Below are 21,415 nucleotides of genomic sequence, written 5' to 3' on the forward strand. Positions count from 1 at the left end.
CTCTCTCTCTCTCTCTCTCTCTAACATAATAATGCTATTTACAAACATTTTAACGTTTGCAAAGGCATTTTTTTGAGGTGTTATTTGCTGAGAAAGATTCATATTGTATTAAAAAAGATAAAAGGACAAGACTTATAGCTTGTAGCTAATAACTTGTAGCTAACTAAATCATTCTTCATTTTTGCTCGAAGAATGCAAGGACAAAAATAGAGGCTTAATTTTTTAAGCACAAATATTTAACGGAATCCTTTTCTTTTGATGAATTCCGTTTTTTTAAATGCCCTCATTATTTCTTCTTTTTGGATACGTCTTGAAGTATTTCCAGAGGTTTTTGTTCCAGTAAAGGCATTTCCTTGTGATTCCATATTTCTGTAAATTCAAAATTGGCTTTCAAGGTCAGCTTATGCGGATAATAATACACTTCTTCGGGCTGACGGCGTGTGCTGAATTCGCCTGTGTCCCATTTGCCGTTTCCGTTTTCGTCAATAAACATGCGGACGTAGTAATCCGTCGGTTTCAGATGTTGAAACAAGGTGCCTCCGCTTTCGGCATTTTTTGTGCGTACAACTTTGTCTTTAGCATCCAGAATTTGGATAACGGCACGTGAGTCGTAATCGGTCAGTACTATTTTAATTTCGGAATATTCGTCGAGCGAGCGTACCTTAAAAGGGCTTTTGTTTTCATCATTCGACTTATTGTAAATGCTGGTGAAAGCAGCCGAATCAATTTCAAGCGTATAGGATTTTTCCGGCTCCCACTTGTAACTCATCGAAAAAATCATTTTGGTTGAATCTATTTGTTGCCATTCGTACACAAGCGGTTTAAGAATGGTGTCAACCTTTTCGTTCAGTTTTATTTTTGAAATATCGTAATCAATCAGGGGTTCGCTTACCTGAATAATGATGGGGTCGTATACTTCAAAAGTGGGTTTTATGTTTGTTTTGAATGAAAGAGCTTGTTTTTTATCTTTTTCGTTGTTTTTTCTGGTAGTTCTTGCTCGTGCGTTTGTTTTTCTTGTTACTACGTTAATAGTATCGGTGGTTTGCTCCAACTGGAATATGGAGTCGGTTTTGAAGTAGGTCATTGCCATTCTCAGGGTGTCCGTTTTCCATGTAATGGAGTCGGTGAGCCAGTAGCTTAGCGTGTCTAAAGTGTTGTTGCGTTGTAGGATATACTTATCTTCCCATTCAAAGTTTAATGGCTCTATTTTAGGCAGTTCGGCTAAAGTAGTATTGAAGTATAATGTGAATTTCTCAGGTTGGGTGCGTTCCGATTTAATAAAGTATTGGCGTACCTTGTTTTCTTTGAAATACCGTAATACAATATCATTGGGGTAGAAATGGGCATGACGATGAATGTGTATTGTGTCGATAGTGAGTGAGTCGGCCCAAATAGTATCCCTGTGTTCCACCATTTCGAATGTGGGAGTGATTAAGGAGTCGTACATGGCAAGGCCTTCGCCGGTCTGAAAATAATAATCACGGTTATTATCGCCCAGTGCAAAGATGCGGTATGTGCCTTCTTTGATATTATCGATGACGAAATAACCCATCTCGTCCGTTTTTCCAATCCGCAGGAAAGGTTTTTTTGTGAAAACGGAATCGTCGTGCTCGGCATATATACCCACAATGATTCCCGAAGCCGGATTCAGGTCTTCGGCATTTACCAAAAAGCCTGATATGCTTAAGGTGTCTATCTTGCTGCCTGTAGAGAAAGCAAAACGGTAATTCTCCAACGGATTTTTTTCGTTCAGGTCTACTATCGCGTTCCCGAAATTAACAGTGTAAGTAGTATTTTCTTTCAGTTCTTCATCAAAGCGCACGATAAGCCTTTTTCCCTGCGCCCGTATGTCGGGGTTTCTCTGTTGAGGAGGAGAAATAACCACATTCTCAGTCAGTTTATCCAATGATATGTTTTCGTCAAACTCAACCTGAATTTCTTTTTTAGCAAAATTCAGAGAGCCATTTACGGGATTCGATTTTGTTACTTTAGGAGGAGTTTCGTCTTTAGGGCCTCCGGTAGGTCCGGATCCCCTGTTGGCACAGGAGTATACGAAACTCATAATTAGCAATATAACAATGAAATGGCCAATATCTATTTTGTTTTTCATATTATGGATGTACTTTTAAGAAAAGATAAAAGTTTTTTATTTAACCGTAAGCACTTTGTGCCCTATCCGGCAACGCAAACATTTTTTATCGTCGCAATATCGTTTTTTCAGTTGAATCAGGGCTTGCGAGTCGTAAGCCGAATTACTTTTAATACCGATATCCGCCCAGTTTGTTACGATGGAATTTTGCTCGGCCGGAATTTCTTCCAAAAGCCCCAATGCTTTTTCTTTCAATTCCTGTTTTCCTTTTTGTGATGCGTAATAAAACAAAAACGGAACTACGGTATTGATTAATATAACGTTGATGGCTTGTTCGCCCAACTTTTTTGTTTGTTTACGGCTTAGTGCGTCCGAAAAGGTATAATGCGTTTGCCAGTAATCGGATGGCTCACTTACGAATAATGTTTTGATGTACTCTACTTCGGGTTTTTCCAGTATTTTGGAAAACAGTTTGCTTGAAGTGTGAATTAATGCTGCAAACTGCGCTATACGTATGTGTGGAAAATTTACGGGACGGATACGTGACAATTTCCATTGCGACGCCGTCAGAGTTGTTTTCAAATTATATTTCGACCTGAGAAAAGCGTATTCTTTTATCAGGCTTGTGGCGTAGTCATCTTTCGGTTCATCGGGCAGCAAGCCTGCCTGTCCGAAAAGGAATGCTTCTAACTGCAATAAATTGTCTTTGTGTTTTGCAAGCACGTTCAGGGGGATAGACTTTGATAACAATTCGAAAGCTTGTCCGTTGTTCCCAAATCCAAAATTGTGTGCCAATACAATGTAAAAACTCTCTTCCCAGTGTTGATTGTTTTCGCTAAGCAAATTCTGAATGGTGAGCGTTTTCTGTTCCAAACGCTCAGTAAGCAGTGCGTTTTTCCAACTTTGGATAAAGATAGATGGTACTGAATTAATTTTATCAGCACATGCAACCCATTTTACCGCATCAATCAGATTTTGGTGGTTTTTCTCTACATAGTCAGGAATAGTCAGTTCCATTTGCGGTATTTTACACCCATCAGAGCGGAAAGTGTCTTTGTCGGCCGTTTTTACCACATGCAGGATAACCGAATCATAAGCAGCATTCTGACTGTGATTATGCTTTTCCCAGTCGGATGAACAGGTGTGTATTTCTACATTACCGGCCCAAACGGTATCTCCTATTTTTATTTTAGCATTGAAGAAGTCAGGCCCTGCATCTGTATTTGTACGCCCTACATCAATTACTTCGACAGCTTCGCCGTCTGTAGTTTTCAAATTGTCCGTAGGAAATAACTTTTGTTGCCAAACGTAGTGCAGAATCGATTCTTTCATGCTTTATTGCTATGAGGCTGATGTACTATATTTTTTTCTCAATCTGGTACTTGTTCCGTTCGGAAGAGTTTCGTGCGATGATTTCCGCTACAAATCCGGTAAGGAAAAGCTGCGTGCCTAAAATCATAGCTACCAACGCGATGTAGAAATAAGGACTGTTTGTAACCAACGGGGCGGCGGCGTGCGACCAAAGGGCTATCAATTTGTTTGCTCCTACCACTACCACCATTACGAAACCAATAAGGAACATAAGGCTACCGATTAGTCCGAAAAGGTGCATCGGTTTTTTGCCGAACTTGGCCAAAAACCATGCTGTCATTAAGTCCAGATAGCCGTTTACAAACCGGTTCATGCCAAATTTGGTGCTTCCGTACTGGCGTTTGCGGTGTTCCACTACTTTTTCGCCGATTTTGGTATAGCCTGCGTTTTTGGCAAGATAGGGTATGTAACGGTGCATATCGCCATATACTTCGATGTTTTTTACCACCTCGTTTTTATACGACTTTAACCCACAGTTCATGTCGTGCAATTTCAGCCCTGTTACTTTACGTGCTGTTGCGTTGTAAAGTTTAGAGGGGAGGTTTTTTGTTAGTTTAGAGTCGTGGCGTTTCTTTTTCCAACCCGATACCAAATCGTACCCGTCGTTCTTAATCATGGAGTATAGTTCCGGTATTTCGTCGGGGCTGTCTTGCAGGTCGGCATCCATAGTAATTACTACATCGCCTTTTGCTACCTGAAATCCACAGTACAGCGCAGGCGATTTTCCATAATTATGGCGGAATTTGAGCGCCCGTACAATATCAGGAAATTTCTCTTTTAGCGTTTCAATTACTCCCCATGAGTTGTCAAAGCTGCCATCGTCGACAAAGATAACTTCGTATGTGAAATTATTTTCGTGCATCACCCGCTTTATCCAGTCGAAAAGAATAGGAAGCGATTCCTCCTCGTTATATAGTGGTATAATTACAGATATATCCATAATGGTGTGTTATTCTTCAAAAATACTTTTTTCCTTTTTCACAAATGCTGCCATAATCAATCCGATGAAGGTTCCTCCCGACATATTCATCCAAATAAGATACATTGAAAATGATGCTGGTTTGAATATGCTGTTTGCGGTTTCTTCAAGTGTTTCATCAATGGGTATATTTGCACTTTCCCAAAAAAGCAGGACTTCATTATGAAGGTTGGGAAGGAAATTTGTATTGATAAACTGAAGGTATATAAGTTTGATTACAGCAGAAATAAGCGAAGCGTAGAAAAACGATAGTAAGATAAATAACAAGGCTCTTCCATAATTAATATAGCCACCACACTCTTTATCCCTGAATTGTATTGTTACGCGGTATGTTGCAACAATAATTATAGCCATTACTAAACCTACTCCAAGGATGAAGTTTGCAGACATAAGGAAAAAATTGATAGAGAATAGTACTCCTAATATAAGGCCGCTTTTCATAGCGGATTTCATAACGTTGATTTGCATAAATTTACATTTTTAGTAAATGACAAAGGTATAAAAAAACACTTATATGTAAAAAAGGAGATTTGTGAAGGAAAGATAAAGTTAAGCACATGGTCTTAATTAGTTTTTATTTTTTGCCACATAGGTACATATGGCTTATATGTAATTTCTACTGTGTTTCTATGTGTTTTCGTATTGCCCTATGTGAGCTAAATAATATAAGTTAATTTGTGGCGAATACTTACTATAAAATACTTAAGTGTTTCTTCGTGCAAATTCGTCGGCTGCATCTAACACCTCCAGTTTGCCCACATCCAGCATTTGGTAATGACAGGGGATGTATCCGCTTATTTTTTGCGATTCTGCGTTCGAAAGGTAAAAATCCATAATCGGAAATTTTTCGGGGCAATTTTTCATCAGGTCGAAAACGGCAGGAGAGAGTACCTGTATGCCGGAAAAAGCCAATTTGTTATACATCGATATATCTTTAACTGAGGATGGTTTTACTTCGCCTGTTTTTTCGTTAGTCCATGCCTTAAGCCGATTTTCTTCATCAAACAGCAGATAGCGAAAAGTGTCCCGTTTGCTCACTACCAAAGTTGCCAATGAATCTGACGACACATGATTATTATATAAATCCTTTAAATTGATATTTGATAAAATGTCCACGTTGTGAATGAGGAAAGGTTTTCCATCATCAAAAAACCGGGCAGCTTTGCGTATTCCTCCCCCCGTATCAAGCAGCATATCGCGTTCGTCCGAGATTTCAATGCGTATGCCGAAGTTTCTGTTTTGCTTCAAAAATTCAATAATCATATCGGGGAAGTGATGAACGTTTATAATGATTTCATCAAATCCGGCTGACTTCAATTTTAAAATTACATGCTCCAAAAGAGGCTTTCCTGCAACCGGAATTAGTGCTTTTGGAGTAGAATCTGTCAACGGCTTAAGGCGCGTGCCCAGTCCGGCAGCAAATATCATTGCTTTCATCTGTATCTGTTATTTGCCCTTCGGGCGAGATTAATTCTATGTATGAGATTTACTTTGTGAGATTTTTTGCAAGCAAAGTAAATAAGATTAGGTTAGTTCTAATGTGATTTTTAGAGAAATAGATTATTTTTTCTCTATTAATTTTGTTTGGACATTTATAAAACGATTTAACTTTATTCCTAAAGTATTATGGGTAGAAAGTATATCGTCATATAATTCAAATGAAATCAAACTGCGCCGTTTGGCTTTTTCAAGCCATGTTTTACTTTCGTATAGTGAGCCACGGGTAATGTAATAAAAACTTCGTGCATCCCGATAGGAATTTCGACCAAAACCTTCGCCAATATTTGCACTAACAGAATCGGAAGAGCGAGTCCATTGTTTTCCAATAGTATCCTTGGAAAAGTAATCCCATGCCATGACAATATCCCATATTTTATCACTTAAATCCATTGATAAATTATAAATTTCCAAATCTTCTAACTTCATATTCTTTGATTTACGAATATCTTATTTGAGCAAGCAATCTCGTGCGGAGCACTAATTTCTGGAACAAAAAAGTTCTTCTTTATTCTGTTCCCTGTGGATAAGTTGTACTTCTACTCCGAATTTCTCATTAATGTGTTCAGCCATTTTTTGCGCAGAATATACTGAGCGGTGTTGTCCGCCGGTACAGCCGAAACTTATCATCAGATTGGTAAACCCACGGTCTTTGTAGCGTTTTACTGAGGCATCGACAAGGCTGTATGCACTCTCCAAAAACTTGGTAATCTCGCCATCTTCTTCCAAAAACTTGATAACTGACTCATCCAATCCTGTAAGGTGAGTATAGCGTTCGTATTTTCCCGGATTGTTTACGGCACGGCAATCGAATACGAAACCGCCGCCGTTGCCCGAATCGTCGTTTGGTATTCCTTTTTTGTATGAGAAGCTATATACCTTTACTACCAATGGCTTATGTAAGGACACCTCGCGAAACTGTTTCAGCTCAGTCATTTGCTTTAAAATGTCGATCAGATATGAATATTCAAAATCGCTGTCTCTGAGTATTGCACGTAGGTTTTCCAAAGCAAAAGGTATGCTCTGCAAAAAATGTGGCTTTTTCTCGAAATACCCCCTGAATCCATAAGCCCCAAGTACTTGCAGCGTACGGAAAAGAACGAAATGTTTGAGCCGGCTGCAAAAGAATGTTTTATCAACAGGCATTAGCTTATTAAGAGATTCCAAATAAACCTCTAACAATTCGTCGCGCAGTTCGGGGCTGTATTTCGCCTTGGCTTGCCAAAGGAAAGAGGCAACGTCATAATATACAGGACCTTTTCGTCCCCCTTGAAAATCTATGAAATAAGGCTGTTCGTCTTTTATCATCACGTTGCGGCTCTGAAAATCGCGGTACATGAAAGTATCTGTTTTTGAGGATAACAGAATGTCCGACAGCTTTTTAAAATCATCTTCCAGACGATTTTCCTGAAAATCCAATCCGGTAGCTTTCAGAAAACAGTATTTGAAATAATTCAAATCCCAAAGGATGGAGCGTTCGTTGAACTCCGGCTGTGGGTAGCAAAGGGAAAAATCCAACCCTTTTGCTCCAAGCACTTGTATTTTGGCAAGTTTTCGCATGGTTTTGCGGAGCATTTCCTTCTCTTTTTCATGAAATAATCCTGTTTTTCGTCCATCGGCAATATAGTCAAAAAGCAATGTGTCGCCTAAATCCTCCTGAATATAACATAGCCCGTCGGAACTTTGCAAAAGAAACTCAGGTACAGGTAACCCCAGTTTATAAAAATGTTTTGATATTTCGATGAAAGACCTGTTCTCTTCGACCGAAGTACCTTCAACTCCTATAACTGCCGTATTTTTACTTTCCAGCCGGAAATACTTACGGTTGGAGCCGGAGGCCGACAGTTCTTCTTTTATCAATAATTTCTCGTTAGTGAGCTGTTGGAATAGAGTTTCTAATTCATTCATATTCGGACAGAATTATTATTACGATTCTTTTTCGTTAAATAGTAAATGGCAGATTTGGCTATGGAATAACTGTTTCATTTGCCGGAGTTTTATATACTATAATGTTTCTATGCGTGAAACCAATGTTAATCTTCTTTTTTGGGAACCCATTGATATGCACCTGCATCGGGTTTTTCGTTTTCCTTGCGGTCGTTCCCATTCATATCGTAACGTAGGTCGTATTTGCTATATTCCGGTAAGTCAAGTGTTTGAGGGTCGCCCAAATTGCGAAGCGGAGATACGGAATCGGGTGTGAAATTGTAATACTTATCTTTTTCCATATCAAACTCTATGGAGGTAAATACTATATCATCTTTCTTATACCATTGTATCGATTCGTCGAACTGGGGAGTTTCAAGTGGCTCTTTTTTTCGTATGTACGAATTTTTAAAAATTCCGTCGTACAGTTCGGGAAACCGTGTAGCTATGGTCAATTCATTGTCGAAACTACCCGTAATTACACTATTCAGAAATGTGGTTTTCATAGGGGCAGTCTTATCTAATCCCATAATCATGAAAGACGGCTCGCCCGAATTTCTGAATTTTGACTGAGCGGAACTTTCTCCCTTGTTGAAATAATTGGCGATAGTAGTGTGTACGAAAGTATGCGTGCCACCGTTCATATACACAAGGTAGCTTCCCGAATTTGATATTTCGCTGTTTACAACTGTCACGTTTGCATTTTCGATAGCCAGTCCGTAAAACAGGGAGTTATGTATGCGGCAATTTACAATTTCTATTTCCGGCATATTTTCGGGTGCAGGTATGGTCTCTTCTTCGCTATTGCGTATGTAGATGCCCACATATCCGCTGTTTATATGTACGTGCTTCAGGCTGTGTTTGGTATTGTCTCCGGTTAAATAAATGCCATCCCATTGTCCTGCAACGGTATTGTAAGGTACAGGTTTGTCGAAGTTTATATTGTCGAACCTGTCACCACGCATCACAATGGGCTTCTCTCTCGTTCCTTCTGCTATCAGGTTGCCGCTTACGCGCAATGCCGCATTCTGATGGAAGTAAAGGCGGCAGCCCGCTTCCAAGGTCAATGTCTTTTCCAGAGCTACAATTAAGCTGTCGTGTATTACATAGGGCTTCTCGCCGGTCAGCGTTGCATCTTCTTCAAAAACTACTCCTTTTAAAAATATAACATCTTGCCCATAGGTTTCGAGCACAACGTTTTGTGTCTTTCCATTAAGCTGAAAAAACAGTTCGTCTTCGATAAAAAAAGGTAAATTTATTCCAAGCTCGTCTACCTTTACCGATACAAAAATGTACATACTGTCTTTAGCACTTATTTCAATGTTGCTGAATCGGTTGTTGGGCGAGTTGTGTCCGTCTACATTGATTTTAAAAACGGATGAGGTGTTCTCCTTTAATCCTATATTGCTTATGCGCAGAGCTTTATTGTTATTGTTATACACCATGACGCGTTTTGTAGCACTGCCTATGGTAGTGAAAACGGTATCGAAACTTAATGTATCTACAGAAAAGGATAGTGAGTGACTCGGGTCGGAAGAAAAAACATCTTTATTGCAGGATGAAAGGAAACCCATGCAGAGAAGAGAGGTGAAAATAATGGCTGAAAATATGTTGCTCCTAATAATAGACGGCATTTTTTAAGTTACTTTGATTACTAAAACGTAAATGTACATATTTTATTTTTGCAAAAGTAAACCAAATACAGAATATTGTATAATAGTTGCTTCAAACTTTACTTTTTTTACTTAATATATCCCTGAATAATAGCTTAAAGTGCTGATAGATAGAGTAAGTGTTAAAAAATAAAGTTTTGCTTTTGAATCTATCTTTTTTCCCGAAAAAAGTTTTACCTTTAAATTTTATTTGGGGAAATAAATATATTTTCACACGTATAGAAAAAGATTCAGTTTCGAACTTCTTAAAAAATTGTATATCATGCGTTTATTAATCGTAAGAAAAAAAATCTATCTTCTTGCCCTATTGGTAATTGTAGTTCAATTTACAAACTGTAGGAAAAAAGATTATGACCTGTCAAAAGGCATAAATACAGAGATGACCATTGGTGGCGATTCTCTGACAATTCCGTTAGGTTCTACCAAGCCTGTCACATTAGGTTCTATCGTGGACGAACAGGCGGCTGATATTCTGAAAAAATCAGAAGACGGGTCGTATTCCCTTCGGCTGGAAGATACATCCAATGCGTCTATCGATGCTATCGAAGCTGTTGCTTTTACGTTAGACCCGGTGAGTATAACCCCTATTGTAACTGAAGCTTCCGATATTGTTTTTCAGGATATTGAGTTTGACCCTGTTGTGGTGTCGTCCGACCCTATTACTATCCCGCAAACCAATCTGAATGATTTTGCAGTACCTAATGTTGACGAGAGCCTGTCAAAAACATTCTCGAAGATGGATGTTTTTGGCGTTGATTATTCAGATCCTGTGCCATCGGCTCCCATACCTTTCGGGCCTTATAATTATATAGATGATAATGATTTCGATATTAATCTTAATTTTGATTTTACTCAGGATCTGAAAAAAATAGAGAAAGTATATCTTAAGAATAACATTGTAACAGTCAAGTTTGATAAATCAACAATTAATAGTTTGTTATACGAAGGAGCTATTCCTGGCGGTAATGAACGTCTGCAAGACCAAATTGTCGATTTTTATATTGATTTTCCTAAAGAATATATACTTAGCTCAAACACAGGAGTAGGCACACAAATAGTTGAGGGTGCAACTACTAATTCATTTGTAATAAAAAATGCAGATTTGGATGTTAGTACAGGTGAGTATGTTGCGTCGTTCAAGATTGATTATGTGGATTTGTCGGGTTATCCCCAAACCGGAAGTTTGAGCTATAATAGTACAATCCCATACGGAATACATTATCAAATAGCACAAGGATATGTTGATGCCGCGAAACTGCCTTCAGTGTCGGAAGTTAATTTTTCTATTTCGCTGAATGCCTCTCCGCAAATAGACGATCTGGAAATTGTTGTCAACGAAAAAGATATTCAAGATGAAATTGGTGCGGAAGATTATAAAGAAACAATAAAAGACCTTCCTATAGAAGTAGCAAAAATTCATAAGTTGCAACTGGCACCTGGAGCAAAATTACAGCTAATCATTAACGACCCTGCGATAGCTCCGTTTACTTTCAAGGCGGGAGGCGAATGTGTTATTGAATTGCCTGAGATTTTCTCTTTCAAACCTTATGGAACTTATTTGGATGTGAACACCAATATCCTTACGTTGCCTATTGCCGACTTGTTTAATACTCATGACTTGGAGATAGAAGAAATAGTGCTGAACAGAGATGTGGTTGACCGTAAAGTGGAGATAGAAGAAAGTGTGGAATACCGTGTTACGGGATTAACGCTGGATGAAACTACCGCAAGATTTAATACCATCAATGGTTTTGGCGAAAAAAAGATTGAATTGGAACTCAGAGCCGTAGGCTTAGAAATAGTGGATGCTGTTATTGATACCAAGAGCATAGCTTTTGATATTATAACAACGAATGAGGAAGAAATTAATATTAATGAGTTCATTGCCGAGGAAGTGAAAAAACTTTACTCTATTGGGTTGGGAGGTTCTGCGGCGTTGGAACTGAGTATTGATGTTGAAGGTTTGCCCGCAGAGATAGAAGATGTGTTTTTTGATAATGCGTTTATACAATTCCCAAGCGAATTTAAGTTTAGGACAGGTGATGTGAACGATGAGAATAAGGCTGTATTTGAGGGCGGATTTAAAGTTGCTGATGGCTATAGGAAAACTATCTATTTGGTAGGTTTTGACTTTGGTGCTGACGGTATTGAAATTACTGACGGTATGTTCAAGTATGATGAAAAAGTGCTGTTGGGTGGTAAGGCTTATGTAAACTCAACTACGCTGAATGCTGAGCAGGTAGGTACCGTAACCATAACGCCGGGAGTGAATATCGGTGAAATAAAAATCAGAACCATCGAGGGTAAAGTAGAACCTCAGATAGACCCTGTGAATGAAAAGCTGGAACTAACAGACTTACCCGACATGCTTACCAGCGGACAAAACGTGTTTGATGTGATAGACCCTGTGATAACGCTTGAAGTGGGAAATACAATGGGATTGCCCGTAAAGGTTAATTTGGAACTGTTGCCAAAGCGTAATGGAAGCGTAATCGAAAACGGTAAAATATCTACTCCGTTGACAATTGAAGCAGCCGAGGAGTTGGGCGAACACACTTGGAGCAAATTTTGGCTTGCGAAAGATGGTGAGCACGTATCAACAGGATATACAGCCATTGAAATTCCAAACTTACCGAATTTGCTGAAAACTGTGCCGGACGAAATAGAGATTAAAGTTACCCCACAAGTTGTTGGCGACCATCATAAGGTCGACTTGAATATACAGGAAAATGATATTGAATTCAGATATGCTGTGAATGTACCGTTGAATTTTGGCGAAGATTTCAGAATACAGTATTGCGATACTATTGGTGGTTTGCAGGCGGGGCTGGCCGATTACTTGAAAATGGCAAAGAAAATTGATGTGATTGCTATAGTTGCTAATAGTATTCCTTTGGATTTAGACCTTAGTGTACGTCCACTTCAAGATAATGGACGGTTACTGGAGGGCGTTTCGTTATCGGCCGACATGAAAATACAGTCGTGCGACATTGATGGAAAAGCCAGAGAAAGTAAAGTTAATCTGGGATTGAAGGAAACAGAAGAAGGCGCGCTGGCTTATCTTGATGCTTTGGAATTTACTATCAAGGCATCGAAAAACTCTACTGTTGCAGGTATGCCTCTGAAAGAAGACCAGTCTATCCGGATTGAATTGAAAATACGTATTCCTGAGGGATTAACAATTGGAGGTTCGGACTCGAATCAATTAGTTTATTAGTCTTTGAATTTTATAAAGCATAAGATATTTATGAAAAAAGCAATTTTATCAGCACTAACAATTATAATCTCTTTTGGTAGCGTTTATTCGCAGAAGAGCCTTCATTCCACTTATTTTCTTAATGAGTGGAGTAAGCGGCATACGCATAATGCCGCATTTGCACCGGAATATGGATATTTCTCGTTGCCTGTAATTGGGGGAGTCGAAGTTATGGCGGCTTCCAATTCGGGATTGTCCACATACCTTTATCCGTATGGCTCGGAGTACGTAACTTTTATGCATGAGAGTGTGAGTTCTGCCGATTTTCTGAAAAAGCTGGATTCGTCAGTATATGTAAATCAGGGTTTGAGCCTCGATATTCTATCTTTCGGTTTTTTTATTAAGCGCACGAACTTTATTTCGTTTGATGTTAAACTAAAAGAACGCCTTAATGTTCAGGTGCCAAAAGATTTATTTGCGTTGATGAAAAACGGTATGTCAAACTCATACAATTCGTTCAATATCAAGAATCTCGGAATAGAGCAAACCAACTATTTACAATTTGCCGCCGGATATTCGCGCGATATTAACGAGCAGATAAGGGTAGGAGGTAGTGTTAAGTATCTGTATGGTATCGCTTCGGAGCGTATTAATTACAACCGGTTTGATGTAACGTTGAATCACGACCGTTTTGAAGTAGAAACAGAGGGAGAAGCTACTGTAATGTCGAATATGGTAAAATTTTCGACAGATGAGGAAGGGTATTTCAATTTGAATGATATAAATTTTGGTTTCGATTCTTTTGCTCCTGCAGGCAATGGGTTTGCTGTTGATTTAGGAGTGACATACAAACCAATAAAGAATCTGACATTGGCTCTGGCTTTTAATGACCTTGGATTTATGAGTTGGAAAGCCGCTTCTATACAAAAAGGACATGCTGTTGGCAATGTGAATTTTACAGGATTTAATGAAATCGAGTTTGCCGAAATAGGCAGCAGTATCGAACAGCAGATAGAACAACTGACAGATGATGCGATGGAACTGATTAAATTTAAAGAAGATTCGGATGCGAAAAATATTATGGAAAGAACTCCGTTTACATTCAACCTGTCGGCTGAGTATAGTATTTTTAACCGCGACGACCACGACATATTAGTAGGGCTATTGTGGCAAACATACAGCACGCCTGTTACGCGCAATACAAACGAACTGGTATTGGCTCTGACAGCAAAAGCATTGCCTTGGCTTACTTTCTCTGGAACTTGTGAGTTTTTGCATAAAGATTATAACCGTTTTGGTTTGGCTATGAATCTGTCTCCGTTGGGATTCAACTTTTTTATAGCTTCCGACTTTTTATCGCAAAAATTCAATCCGCAATTTATTCCGATTAATAAGTTTTATGTAAACGTGGCTTTTGGGCTGTCTTTCTCACTCGACAATTTTTAGAGAACGGATAATATAAGATTTCTCTATTCAAAATCATAAAAAATATAATTAGTATGGCAAGCCGTAGAAAATTAAAAAAAACGATTCATTATATAACGTCCGAGTTGGTTACAGAAATGTATGTAATGAGCCTGTTTAAAAAAATAGAAGAAGAAAAACTTGATAATCTTGTAGATAAGACCATAAACACAAAAGACGAGTTTATTTCGCGCGTTAACCACGTGGACGGAAAGAAGGATAGTAAGATAGTGAAATCTTACTTCAGAAAACTTCGTACCGATTGGCTTACAGCGATAGAAAACCTGGTTGAAGAAGCAAAAGCGCTTTAAAAGAACATATTCATTTCTCGTTATAACAACAAAGGCATCAGTATACTAAGATTTGTCAACATAAGGTAATTGATAAAAACTTTATTTTCAAACAAAACCTTAGTAACTGATTCATCGTGGCAACAATAACCTTATTGCCTTATTTTTGAGTGGTAATAATTCGAAAGTAGCAAGACTGATTATTCTACCCATAGAAAACCTGGTTGAAGAAGCAAAAGCGCTTTAAAAGAACATATTCATTTCTCGTTATAACAACAAAGGCATCAGTATACTAAGATTTGTCAACATAAGGTAATTGATAAAAACTTTATTTTCAAACAAAACCTTAGTAACTGATTCATCGTGGCAACAATAACCTTATTGCCTTATTTTTGAGTGGTAATAATTCGAAAGTAGCAAGACTGATTATTCTACCCCTCTACTTTCCTCTACTGGTGTAAGTTTAGCGTAGCGTAACTTGTGCCGAAAATATCAGCACCGCTGGCGCGGACTTGTAGTCCGTGTCCTGCTTGAAAAGCAGATATTCTTTGTCCTTCCTCCTTTCGGATTTACAATCCGCTATTATATAATATCTAAAAAAAGGGCTTTGTGTCAGTCGTGGTCGGAAGATTTCAAACGTTAGAAAAATTCTGATTTTAAGGGCTGTAAGCCCGTTTTAATTCTTGGCAAGCCAAGCGAACAAGTTCGAGCGTAGCCCAATGGCAAAGCGAAGCGTCGCCTTGGGTTAGCTTGCAATAGGAAACTTAGCGGGCTGAAAGCCCAAGTTAAGGTTTAACCTGCGCTTTCTCCTCTACTGGCGCAAGTTTAGCGTAGCGCAACTTGTGCCGAAAACATAAACAGTTTTAAGGCAAAAATGAAGTGGGGGCTTATAGGGGCAACGCCCCTATAAGCATTTTTTATATGCAATTTCTAAAACTTTGCTTATTCAAAATTGAATGTGAGGGTTAGCATGCGTGTGGTAAGTTTCGAGATAGAATCCACGTATTTACGGTCGTAGCTTCCCGCTTCCCGTTCTGATGAAGGGGTAAGCATGTTATTGAACCCGATAGCAAATTTCAATTCCGGTGCGAATTTAAAGAACGAAAAATAAATGTCGCACCCAAACCCGAACTCAAGGTAGTAGTCAAAAGGTTTCAGTAGTATATTGCGTTCGTGGTCTCTTGCAAAATCAATATAGCCGCCCCCTCCGGCAAGTATATACGGGCGGAAGTTATGCACTCTCTCGGCACTATATTTCAAGTGCAACGGAAGCATCAATGGAATGGAGAATACATCTTGCTTCTCTTTCTCAGTACCTTCTTCCAGCCTATAGGTAAGCCGGCGTTCCGAGAAATTAATTGTAGGGGTAAACCGTAAATTAAGGTATCTGTTCAGGCGCAAATCGGTAATTATCCCTGCCGAAAATCCGGGAATCAGGTTCGATGTTTCGGCCAGATACACATTTCCCAAGTCGTCTATTGCCTGATGGCTGAGCGATACTCCGAAGTCCATTGTGTTAATCCCCAATGAGAAACCGAAATGGATAGGGCGGTCGTCGTAATATGGTAGATTGCCCTGACTCTTTAGCGGCAGAAAGGGGATGATGAACAGAATGAAAACCAAGTGTTTTTTTGACAATTTTTGTCGCATACGTTGTTTCTATTTTTAGAGAATCAAAACTACCATAAAAAAACGAACAAAATAATATATTATTGCATGCCGTCTTTCAATTCTTCTTTCAGAAACTTTCCGGTAATGCTTGTTTTGTGCCTTGCAACCTCCTGAGGCGTTCCTGTACAAATCACTTTGCCTCCACCTTGTCCGCCTTCGGGCCCAATATCAATAATATAGTCGGCCACTTTTATCACATCCATATTGTGCTCGATGATGATAACAGTGTTGCCCTTGTCTACCAATCGGTTAAGAACTCCGAGTAGCACGCGTATATCCTCAAAGTGCAGTCCGGTAGTCGGTTCATCCAAGATGTAAATGGTTTTTCCCGTATCACGTTTCGAAAGTTCAGTTGCAAGTTTTACGCGCTGGCTTTCGCCCCCTGACAGGGTGGTGCTTGATTGCCCTAACTTAATGTACCCCAGCCCTACGTCCTGCAATGTCTTAATCTTATTCAGGATATTAGGCTGGTTCTCGAAAAACTCTACCGCCTGATTAATTGTCATGTTCAATACATCGGCAATGGATTTTCCTTTAAACCTTACTTCAAGCGTTTCCTTGTTATACCTTTTGCCGTTACAAGCCTCGCATGGAACATATACATCGGGTAAGAAATTCATTTCTATCGTCTTGTACCCGTTCCCGCCACACACTTCGCAACGCCCGCCTGCAGTATTGAACGAGAAGCGTCCCGGTTTATATCCCCGTATTTTAGCTTCGGGCAGGGTGGCGAATACATTCCGTATATCCGAAAAAACACCTGTGTATGTAGCCGGATTCGAACGTGGTGTGCGTCCGATAGGCGATTGGTCAACCTCTACCACCTTATCAATGTTTTCCAATCCCTCTACGCTTTTGTAAGGCAGCGGGTCTTTGAGCGAACGATAAAAATGCTGGCTCAGGATAGGTTGCAGGGTTTCATTAATCAGAGTCGACTTTCCACTGCCCGATACGCCCGTTACACATATCATTTTACCTAAAGGAAATGTAGCGGTAACGTTTTTCAGGTTGTTTCCGGTAGCACCTTTTATAGTTAATGATTGTCCGTTTCCGTCACGTACTTTTTCCGGTATCTCAATACGTTTTTTCCCGTTGAGGTATTCAGAAGTCAAAGTGTTGGCTTTCAGCATTTCGTCCGGCGTGCCTGCAAAAACTATTTCGCCGCCCAGTCGCCCGGCCTTTGGGCCAAGGTCGACAACATAGTCGGCTGCCATCATCATGTCCTTGTCATGCTCTACTACTATCACAGAGTTGCCCGTATCCCGCAGTTGCTGCAACGAGCGTATTAATCTTTGATTATCCCGCTGATGCAGCCCGATACTGGGTTCGTCCAGAATATAGAGTACATTTACCAGCTGCGAGCCAATTTGCGTTGCCAACCTGATACGCTGGCTCTCGCCGCCTGATAGAGATTGGGAACTGCGGTTGAGCGACAAGTAATTAAGCCCCACATCCAGCAGAAATTGCAGGCGGGTGCGTATTTCTTTCAGTATCTCGGTTGCAATGGTCTTTTGCTTATCCGACAGGAATTGCTCTACATTCTCAAGCCAACTGTATAATTCGGCAATGTCCATTCCGGATAGTTCCGCAATGTTCTTGTCGTGTATGCGGAAATGTAATGACTCTTTGCGCAAACGTGCACCATTACAGTCGGGACATTTCATCGATTTTGAGTACTGGCTTGCCCATTTGCGCTCGGTAGCCGAAGCCGTGTTTTCCTGTTGCAGTTCGATATATTTCAGAATGCCGTCGTAACTTAAAAAATAATTTGAATTTCCCAGTGATTGATTTTTTATTTTGAGGCGTTCGTCTGTGCCGTTCATAATCTCATCAATCGCTTCTTCGGGCAGCTTTTCGATAGGTGTTTTTATCGTCAGGTCGTATTTTTCAAGGATAGCTTCGATTTGCCAAAATATGGTGGTATTCTTGTATTTTCCGAGTGGGTCGATTCCACCTTCGTAAATGCTCAGCTTTTTGTTCGGGACAATTTTTTCCATGTCAATCTCGTTCACTTCGCCCAAGCCCTTACAGCGAGGACATGCGCCATGTGGCGAGTTGAACGAAAAGTTGTGAGGAGCCGGCTCGTCGTAAGAGATGCCGCTGGTAGGGCACATTAGTTTTTTGCTGAAATAACGGGATTCGTCCGTATCCTTGTCGAGGATAAGAATTGTTCCGTTTCCCTGCTTCATTGCCTCTTGCATGGATTCTTTGAGACGTTTCCGGTCTTTTTGGCTTACTTGTAGCTTGTCGATAACCACTTCGATATCATGAATTTTGTACCGGTCTATTTTCATTCCTGGTAGCACTTCGCGTATCTCACCATCCACACGCACGTGCATATATCCTTTTTTGCGTATCTGCTCGAATAGTTCCTTGTAATGACCTTTACGTCCACGCACCAAAGGTGCAAGAAGAAATGTTTTTTTCCCTTCGTAGTCTTTCACTATTAAGTCAACTATCTGGTCTTCGGTGTATTTTATCATCGGCTCGTTGGTAACGTATGAGAACGCATTACCTGCACGGGCATATAGCAAACGTAAAAAGTCGTAAACCTCAGTGGTAGTACCTACCGTTGAACGGGGATTTTTATTCGTTGTTTTTTGCTCTATGGAAATAACCGGACTCAATCCTGTAATTTCGTCCACATCAGGGCGTTCCAGATTTCCCAGAAAGCTGCGTGCATAAGCCGAAAACGTGTCGATATATCTCCGTTGGCCTTCAGCGAAAATGGTATCGAAAGCCAGCGATGATTTACCGCTTCCGCTAAGCCCTGTAATTACGGTGAGCGCATCGCGCGGAATCTTAATATCCACATTTTTCAGGTTATGAACACGTGCACCGATTACGTCAATTTGTTCTACCGAATCAATGGGATTTATATTATGTTTTATTGCCAAAAGAACCTCCTTGTAAAATGAATTTTTGAACCTGCAAAAATACAAAAAACATACCAGATAAGAAAGGTGTTGCGTTGAAGAATATTTGAGAGAAATTAAGAAACTGTTTTTGAATTTTACGAATATTTTTAGGTCTGTCTTTAATTATGAAAACTAAAAAGCAATTCTTTTTATTAAGTTATTTAATCTTTCTTCTTTGGTATCACCTTCGATGATAATGTCAGGCATTGTTCCTTTTTCGGTGTTAATATTACCATCATCATTGAATCCTGCCGTTACGGTAGTTCGGGCTACAATATGGCTCTCAGGTAGTAATATAAGTATGGGGTCGCTGCCTATTCCGTCGCCTCTTGTTGGTTGGCCTGCTACTTGTGCCCACTTTGTCGTTTTGCAAAAATAGGCAAATGCTTCGCTCGAAGAAAATACAGTGTGGTCTACTAATAAATAAATTTTTCCATTGAACGGCACAGGGTTGTCCGGTGCTATTTTCTCCACTTTATCTATTATATTGTATTTCCCGTTTTTAAATTCTTCGGGAATTTTACTGAAAAAAGAATTGTGAATATCCAGTAGTTTTTTATCGTTGAAATCGTCCGGGAAAAATTTCCGGTTTAGCGCACCATCTTTTATAGCATAGTATTGAGAGAATGTGATAGTATCTTCTGTCAGACGTGATACAATCAGGTTAGACCAATAGTCAGTAGCACCTCCGCCATTTCCTTGTACATCTATGATGAGATTATCTACTTCGGAAATACTATTTAAAAAATGATTGATTTTTGGCTCGTCTATACTCATATACGATGACAGGAAAGATGGAATATGCATAATGGCAACGTTCTGGTCGGGCATGATAGTGTCTTTGTATTCAGATTCCAATGGTTTTACATCGCTCTGGTGTGAGTCATTTTCTTCTGTGTCTTTATTTATAATTTGTGCCCAATACTCAATACGTGGAGTTGATTTTTTCATTGTTTTGCTCCATATTTTATATTCCGGCATTTCTTTTGCTATCCCTTTATATGCGTCGAGGAAATAATGCCACATAACGACTGGAGCCAAATCAGTATGTCCTTCACGAAGCTCACCTAATATGTTCGATAATTCATAAATGTATGCTGAATCGTTTTCGGTAGCCTGTATCCTTTCAATATATTCATTTTTTTTACCGAGCCAATCTACTCCTTGTTTTCGTTGTGCAACCCCGAAATAAGGAAAATTAGCTTCCATAGCATCAAATAGATAAAGAAAATCATCTGTCTTTTGTTGTGTGGTCAGTTGTTTGTTTGCACACGATAAAAAGAAGAAAGATAATCCTAAGACAAGCAGTAAAGTCGGTTTATTCATTTGTAATAGATTTTTGATTTTGATGATGCTGTTTTCAGCCCCTAAATCAGGGTTTTTGATTAGTCATTTCGAAGTATTTGTTTAATACTAAAAGCGAGATGAGGTCTTCTCTTTTTTTGTCTTTAAACTGTTCGATGTATTTGTGGGCATTCGAAATTATTTGCAATGCTTCATCAGGGTGGTCGATATAGTACCGCATCCTTTCTTCGAGGTCGGAGAAATCATCTTTTATCAGCACATAGTGGTAATCGGGAATTAACTGGGCTTCCATAAACCAGGTCTCATATTTCGGTTTAGGCATCACGGCAAGGGAGTTGGACGACATTACCCACTTTAAATTGCTGGCTACGTCGTTACCCTCGAGGCAAAGGATGAATTTGTATTTCAAATGCTCTTCCATAGTAAGCCGGTTGGCAATGAGGTGGTGGTTTTTATCGCGGTTTACTTGCCCCACATCGCACATTGGGTGGTTGCGGTACATATTGAGGAAGCGCACCCGGTGTTCCTGGTGTGCCTTAGACCTGCCTACAAGCATATCTTTTTTCCCGATAAAGTCATTCTTGTCTTTTAAAAACAGGAAATGCCTTATTTTATCGAGTTTTAATAAAACCGAATTTGCGTTGTCTTCAGAGATAGGACGGCTTTTGGTTATGCACGGATAATCCGGTACATGTGTTATGTCGCCATATAAGGGGCATATTCTGAGATTCTGAGAAAAATATCTTGTATATTCGTAGGTATCGAAGAAATAGGTTTTTTGATGCTCTTTCAGTTTAAAGTCGCCTAATTGTATGGCACTATCGGGCAAGTTGGTAACTTGTGTCAGCTTGTTGTAGTAGTTAACCCGCTGTTCAATGTATTCTTTGTCGGCAGGTGAGAATTCTGTTAATTTTTTATCCGGTTTACGCCGGAATATTACAAAAGGTCTACATAATCTCACATAGTTTTTAACATAATAGGCGAGTTTATTGTTTTTATGTTTAAATGATGCCCTCTTAATATCCTGTAGCATGGT

At 39.5% G+C, this 21,415-nt stretch carries 15 protein-coding genes; 3 read left to right on the top strand and 12 right to left on the bottom strand.

All coding sequences use genetic code 11. From position 1 onward, the window contains the following. Positions 1–286: 286 nt before the first annotated feature. The 8 genes from D0T49_RS08450 to D0T49_RS08485 all read right to left on the bottom strand — a co-directional run bounded on the left by D0T49_RS08450 (position 287) and on the right by D0T49_RS08485 (position 9,496). The gene (locus D0T49_RS08450; RefSeq protein WP_163630314.1) at positions 287–2,110 is read right to left on the bottom strand and encodes an Ig-like domain-containing domain; all 1,824 of its coding nucleotides are present in this window, start codon (positions 2,108–2,110) and stop codon (positions 287–289) included. A gap of 36 nt (positions 2,111–2,146) precedes the next feature. Further along, positions 2,147–3,421 carry a DUF2851 family protein gene (locus tag D0T49_RS08455; RefSeq protein WP_163630316.1) on the bottom strand — a complete coding sequence of 425 codons (1,275 nt, stop codon included), beginning with the start codon at positions 3,419–3,421 and terminating at the stop codon, positions 2,147–2,149. 25 nt (positions 3,422–3,446) lie between these two features. Then, complete coding sequence (locus tag D0T49_RS08460; protein ID WP_163630318.1) at positions 3,447–4,400, bottom strand: glycosyltransferase family 2 protein; 954 nt, start codon at positions 4,398–4,400, stop codon at positions 3,447–3,449. 9 nt (positions 4,401–4,409) lie between these two features. Beyond that, on the bottom strand, positions 4,410–4,907 hold the full coding sequence (locus D0T49_RS08465) for a DUF4199 domain-containing protein (RefSeq protein WP_163630320.1): 498 nt from the start codon (positions 4,905–4,907) through the stop codon (positions 4,410–4,412). Between the two features lie 234 nt (positions 4,908–5,141). Beyond that, the gene (locus D0T49_RS08470; protein ID WP_163630322.1) at positions 5,142–5,876 is read right to left on the bottom strand and encodes a nucleotidyltransferase family protein; all 735 of its coding nucleotides are present in this window, start codon (positions 5,874–5,876) and stop codon (positions 5,142–5,144) included. A 123-nt stretch (positions 5,877–5,999) separates the two neighbouring features. Continuing rightward, the gene (locus D0T49_RS08475) at positions 6,000–6,365 is read right to left on the bottom strand and encodes a four helix bundle protein (protein WP_163630324.1); all 366 of its coding nucleotides are present in this window, start codon (positions 6,363–6,365) and stop codon (positions 6,000–6,002) included. A gap of 51 nt (positions 6,366–6,416) precedes the next feature. After that, positions 6,417–7,844, bottom strand: a complete 1,428-nt coding sequence (locus tag D0T49_RS08480; protein WP_163630327.1) for an RNase adapter RapZ — start codon at positions 7,842–7,844, stop codon at positions 6,417–6,419. 125 nt (positions 7,845–7,969) lie between these two features. Next, on the bottom strand, positions 7,970–9,496 hold the full coding sequence (locus tag D0T49_RS08485; protein WP_163630329.1) for a right-handed parallel beta-helix repeat-containing protein: 1,527 nt from the start codon (positions 9,494–9,496) through the stop codon (positions 7,970–7,972). Between the two features lie 301 nt (positions 9,497–9,797). Between D0T49_RS08485 and D0T49_RS08490 the strand changes: the two genes are divergently transcribed. From D0T49_RS08490 to D0T49_RS08500, 3 genes are read left to right on the top strand one after another with little or no spacing between them, the layout of a single operon-like run. Further along, the gene (locus D0T49_RS08490; protein WP_163630332.1) at positions 9,798–12,752 is read left to right on the top strand and encodes a hypothetical protein; all 2,955 of its coding nucleotides are present in this window, start codon (positions 9,798–9,800) and stop codon (positions 12,750–12,752) included. A gap of 30 nt (positions 12,753–12,782) precedes the next feature. Continuing rightward, positions 12,783–14,177, top strand: coding sequence for a DUF5723 family protein (locus tag D0T49_RS08495; RefSeq protein WP_163630334.1), 1,395 nt, complete (start codon positions 12,783–12,785; stop codon positions 14,175–14,177). A 53-nt stretch (positions 14,178–14,230) separates the two neighbouring features. Then, positions 14,231–14,506 carry a hypothetical protein gene (locus D0T49_RS08500; protein WP_163630335.1) on the top strand — a complete coding sequence of 92 codons (276 nt, stop codon included), beginning with the start codon at positions 14,231–14,233 and terminating at the stop codon, positions 14,504–14,506. 921 nt (positions 14,507–15,427) lie between these two features. On the opposite strand, the gene D0T49_RS08505 is transcribed toward D0T49_RS08500, so the two are convergent. The 4 genes from D0T49_RS08505 to D0T49_RS08520 all read right to left on the bottom strand — a co-directional run bounded on the left by D0T49_RS08505 (position 15,428) and on the right by D0T49_RS08520 (position 21,412). Continuing rightward, positions 15,428–16,135 (bottom strand): outer membrane beta-barrel protein, encoded by a 708-nt coding sequence (locus D0T49_RS08505; protein ID WP_163630336.1) that lies wholly within the window; start codon positions 16,133–16,135, stop codon positions 15,428–15,430. 59 nt (positions 16,136–16,194) lie between these two features. Further along, on the bottom strand, positions 16,195–19,026 hold the full coding sequence (gene uvrA, locus D0T49_RS08510; protein WP_163630388.1) for an excinuclease ABC subunit UvrA: 2,832 nt from the start codon (positions 19,024–19,026) through the stop codon (positions 16,195–16,197). Positions 19,027–19,206: 180 nt separating this feature from the next. After that, positions 19,207–20,400, bottom strand: a complete 1,194-nt coding sequence (locus D0T49_RS08515; RefSeq protein ID WP_163630338.1) for a S41 family peptidase — start codon at positions 20,398–20,400, stop codon at positions 19,207–19,209. A 46-nt stretch (positions 20,401–20,446) separates the two neighbouring features. Next, positions 20,447–21,412, bottom strand: a complete 966-nt coding sequence (locus D0T49_RS08520; protein WP_163630390.1) for a glycosyl transferase family 90 — start codon at positions 21,410–21,412, stop codon at positions 20,447–20,449. Between the last annotated feature and the right edge of the window lie 3 nt (positions 21,413–21,415).

This window comes from Paludibacter sp. 221 (assembly GCF_010501035.1).
Taxonomy (GTDB): Bacteria; Bacteroidota; Bacteroidia; order Bacteroidales; family Paludibacteraceae; genus QVMH01.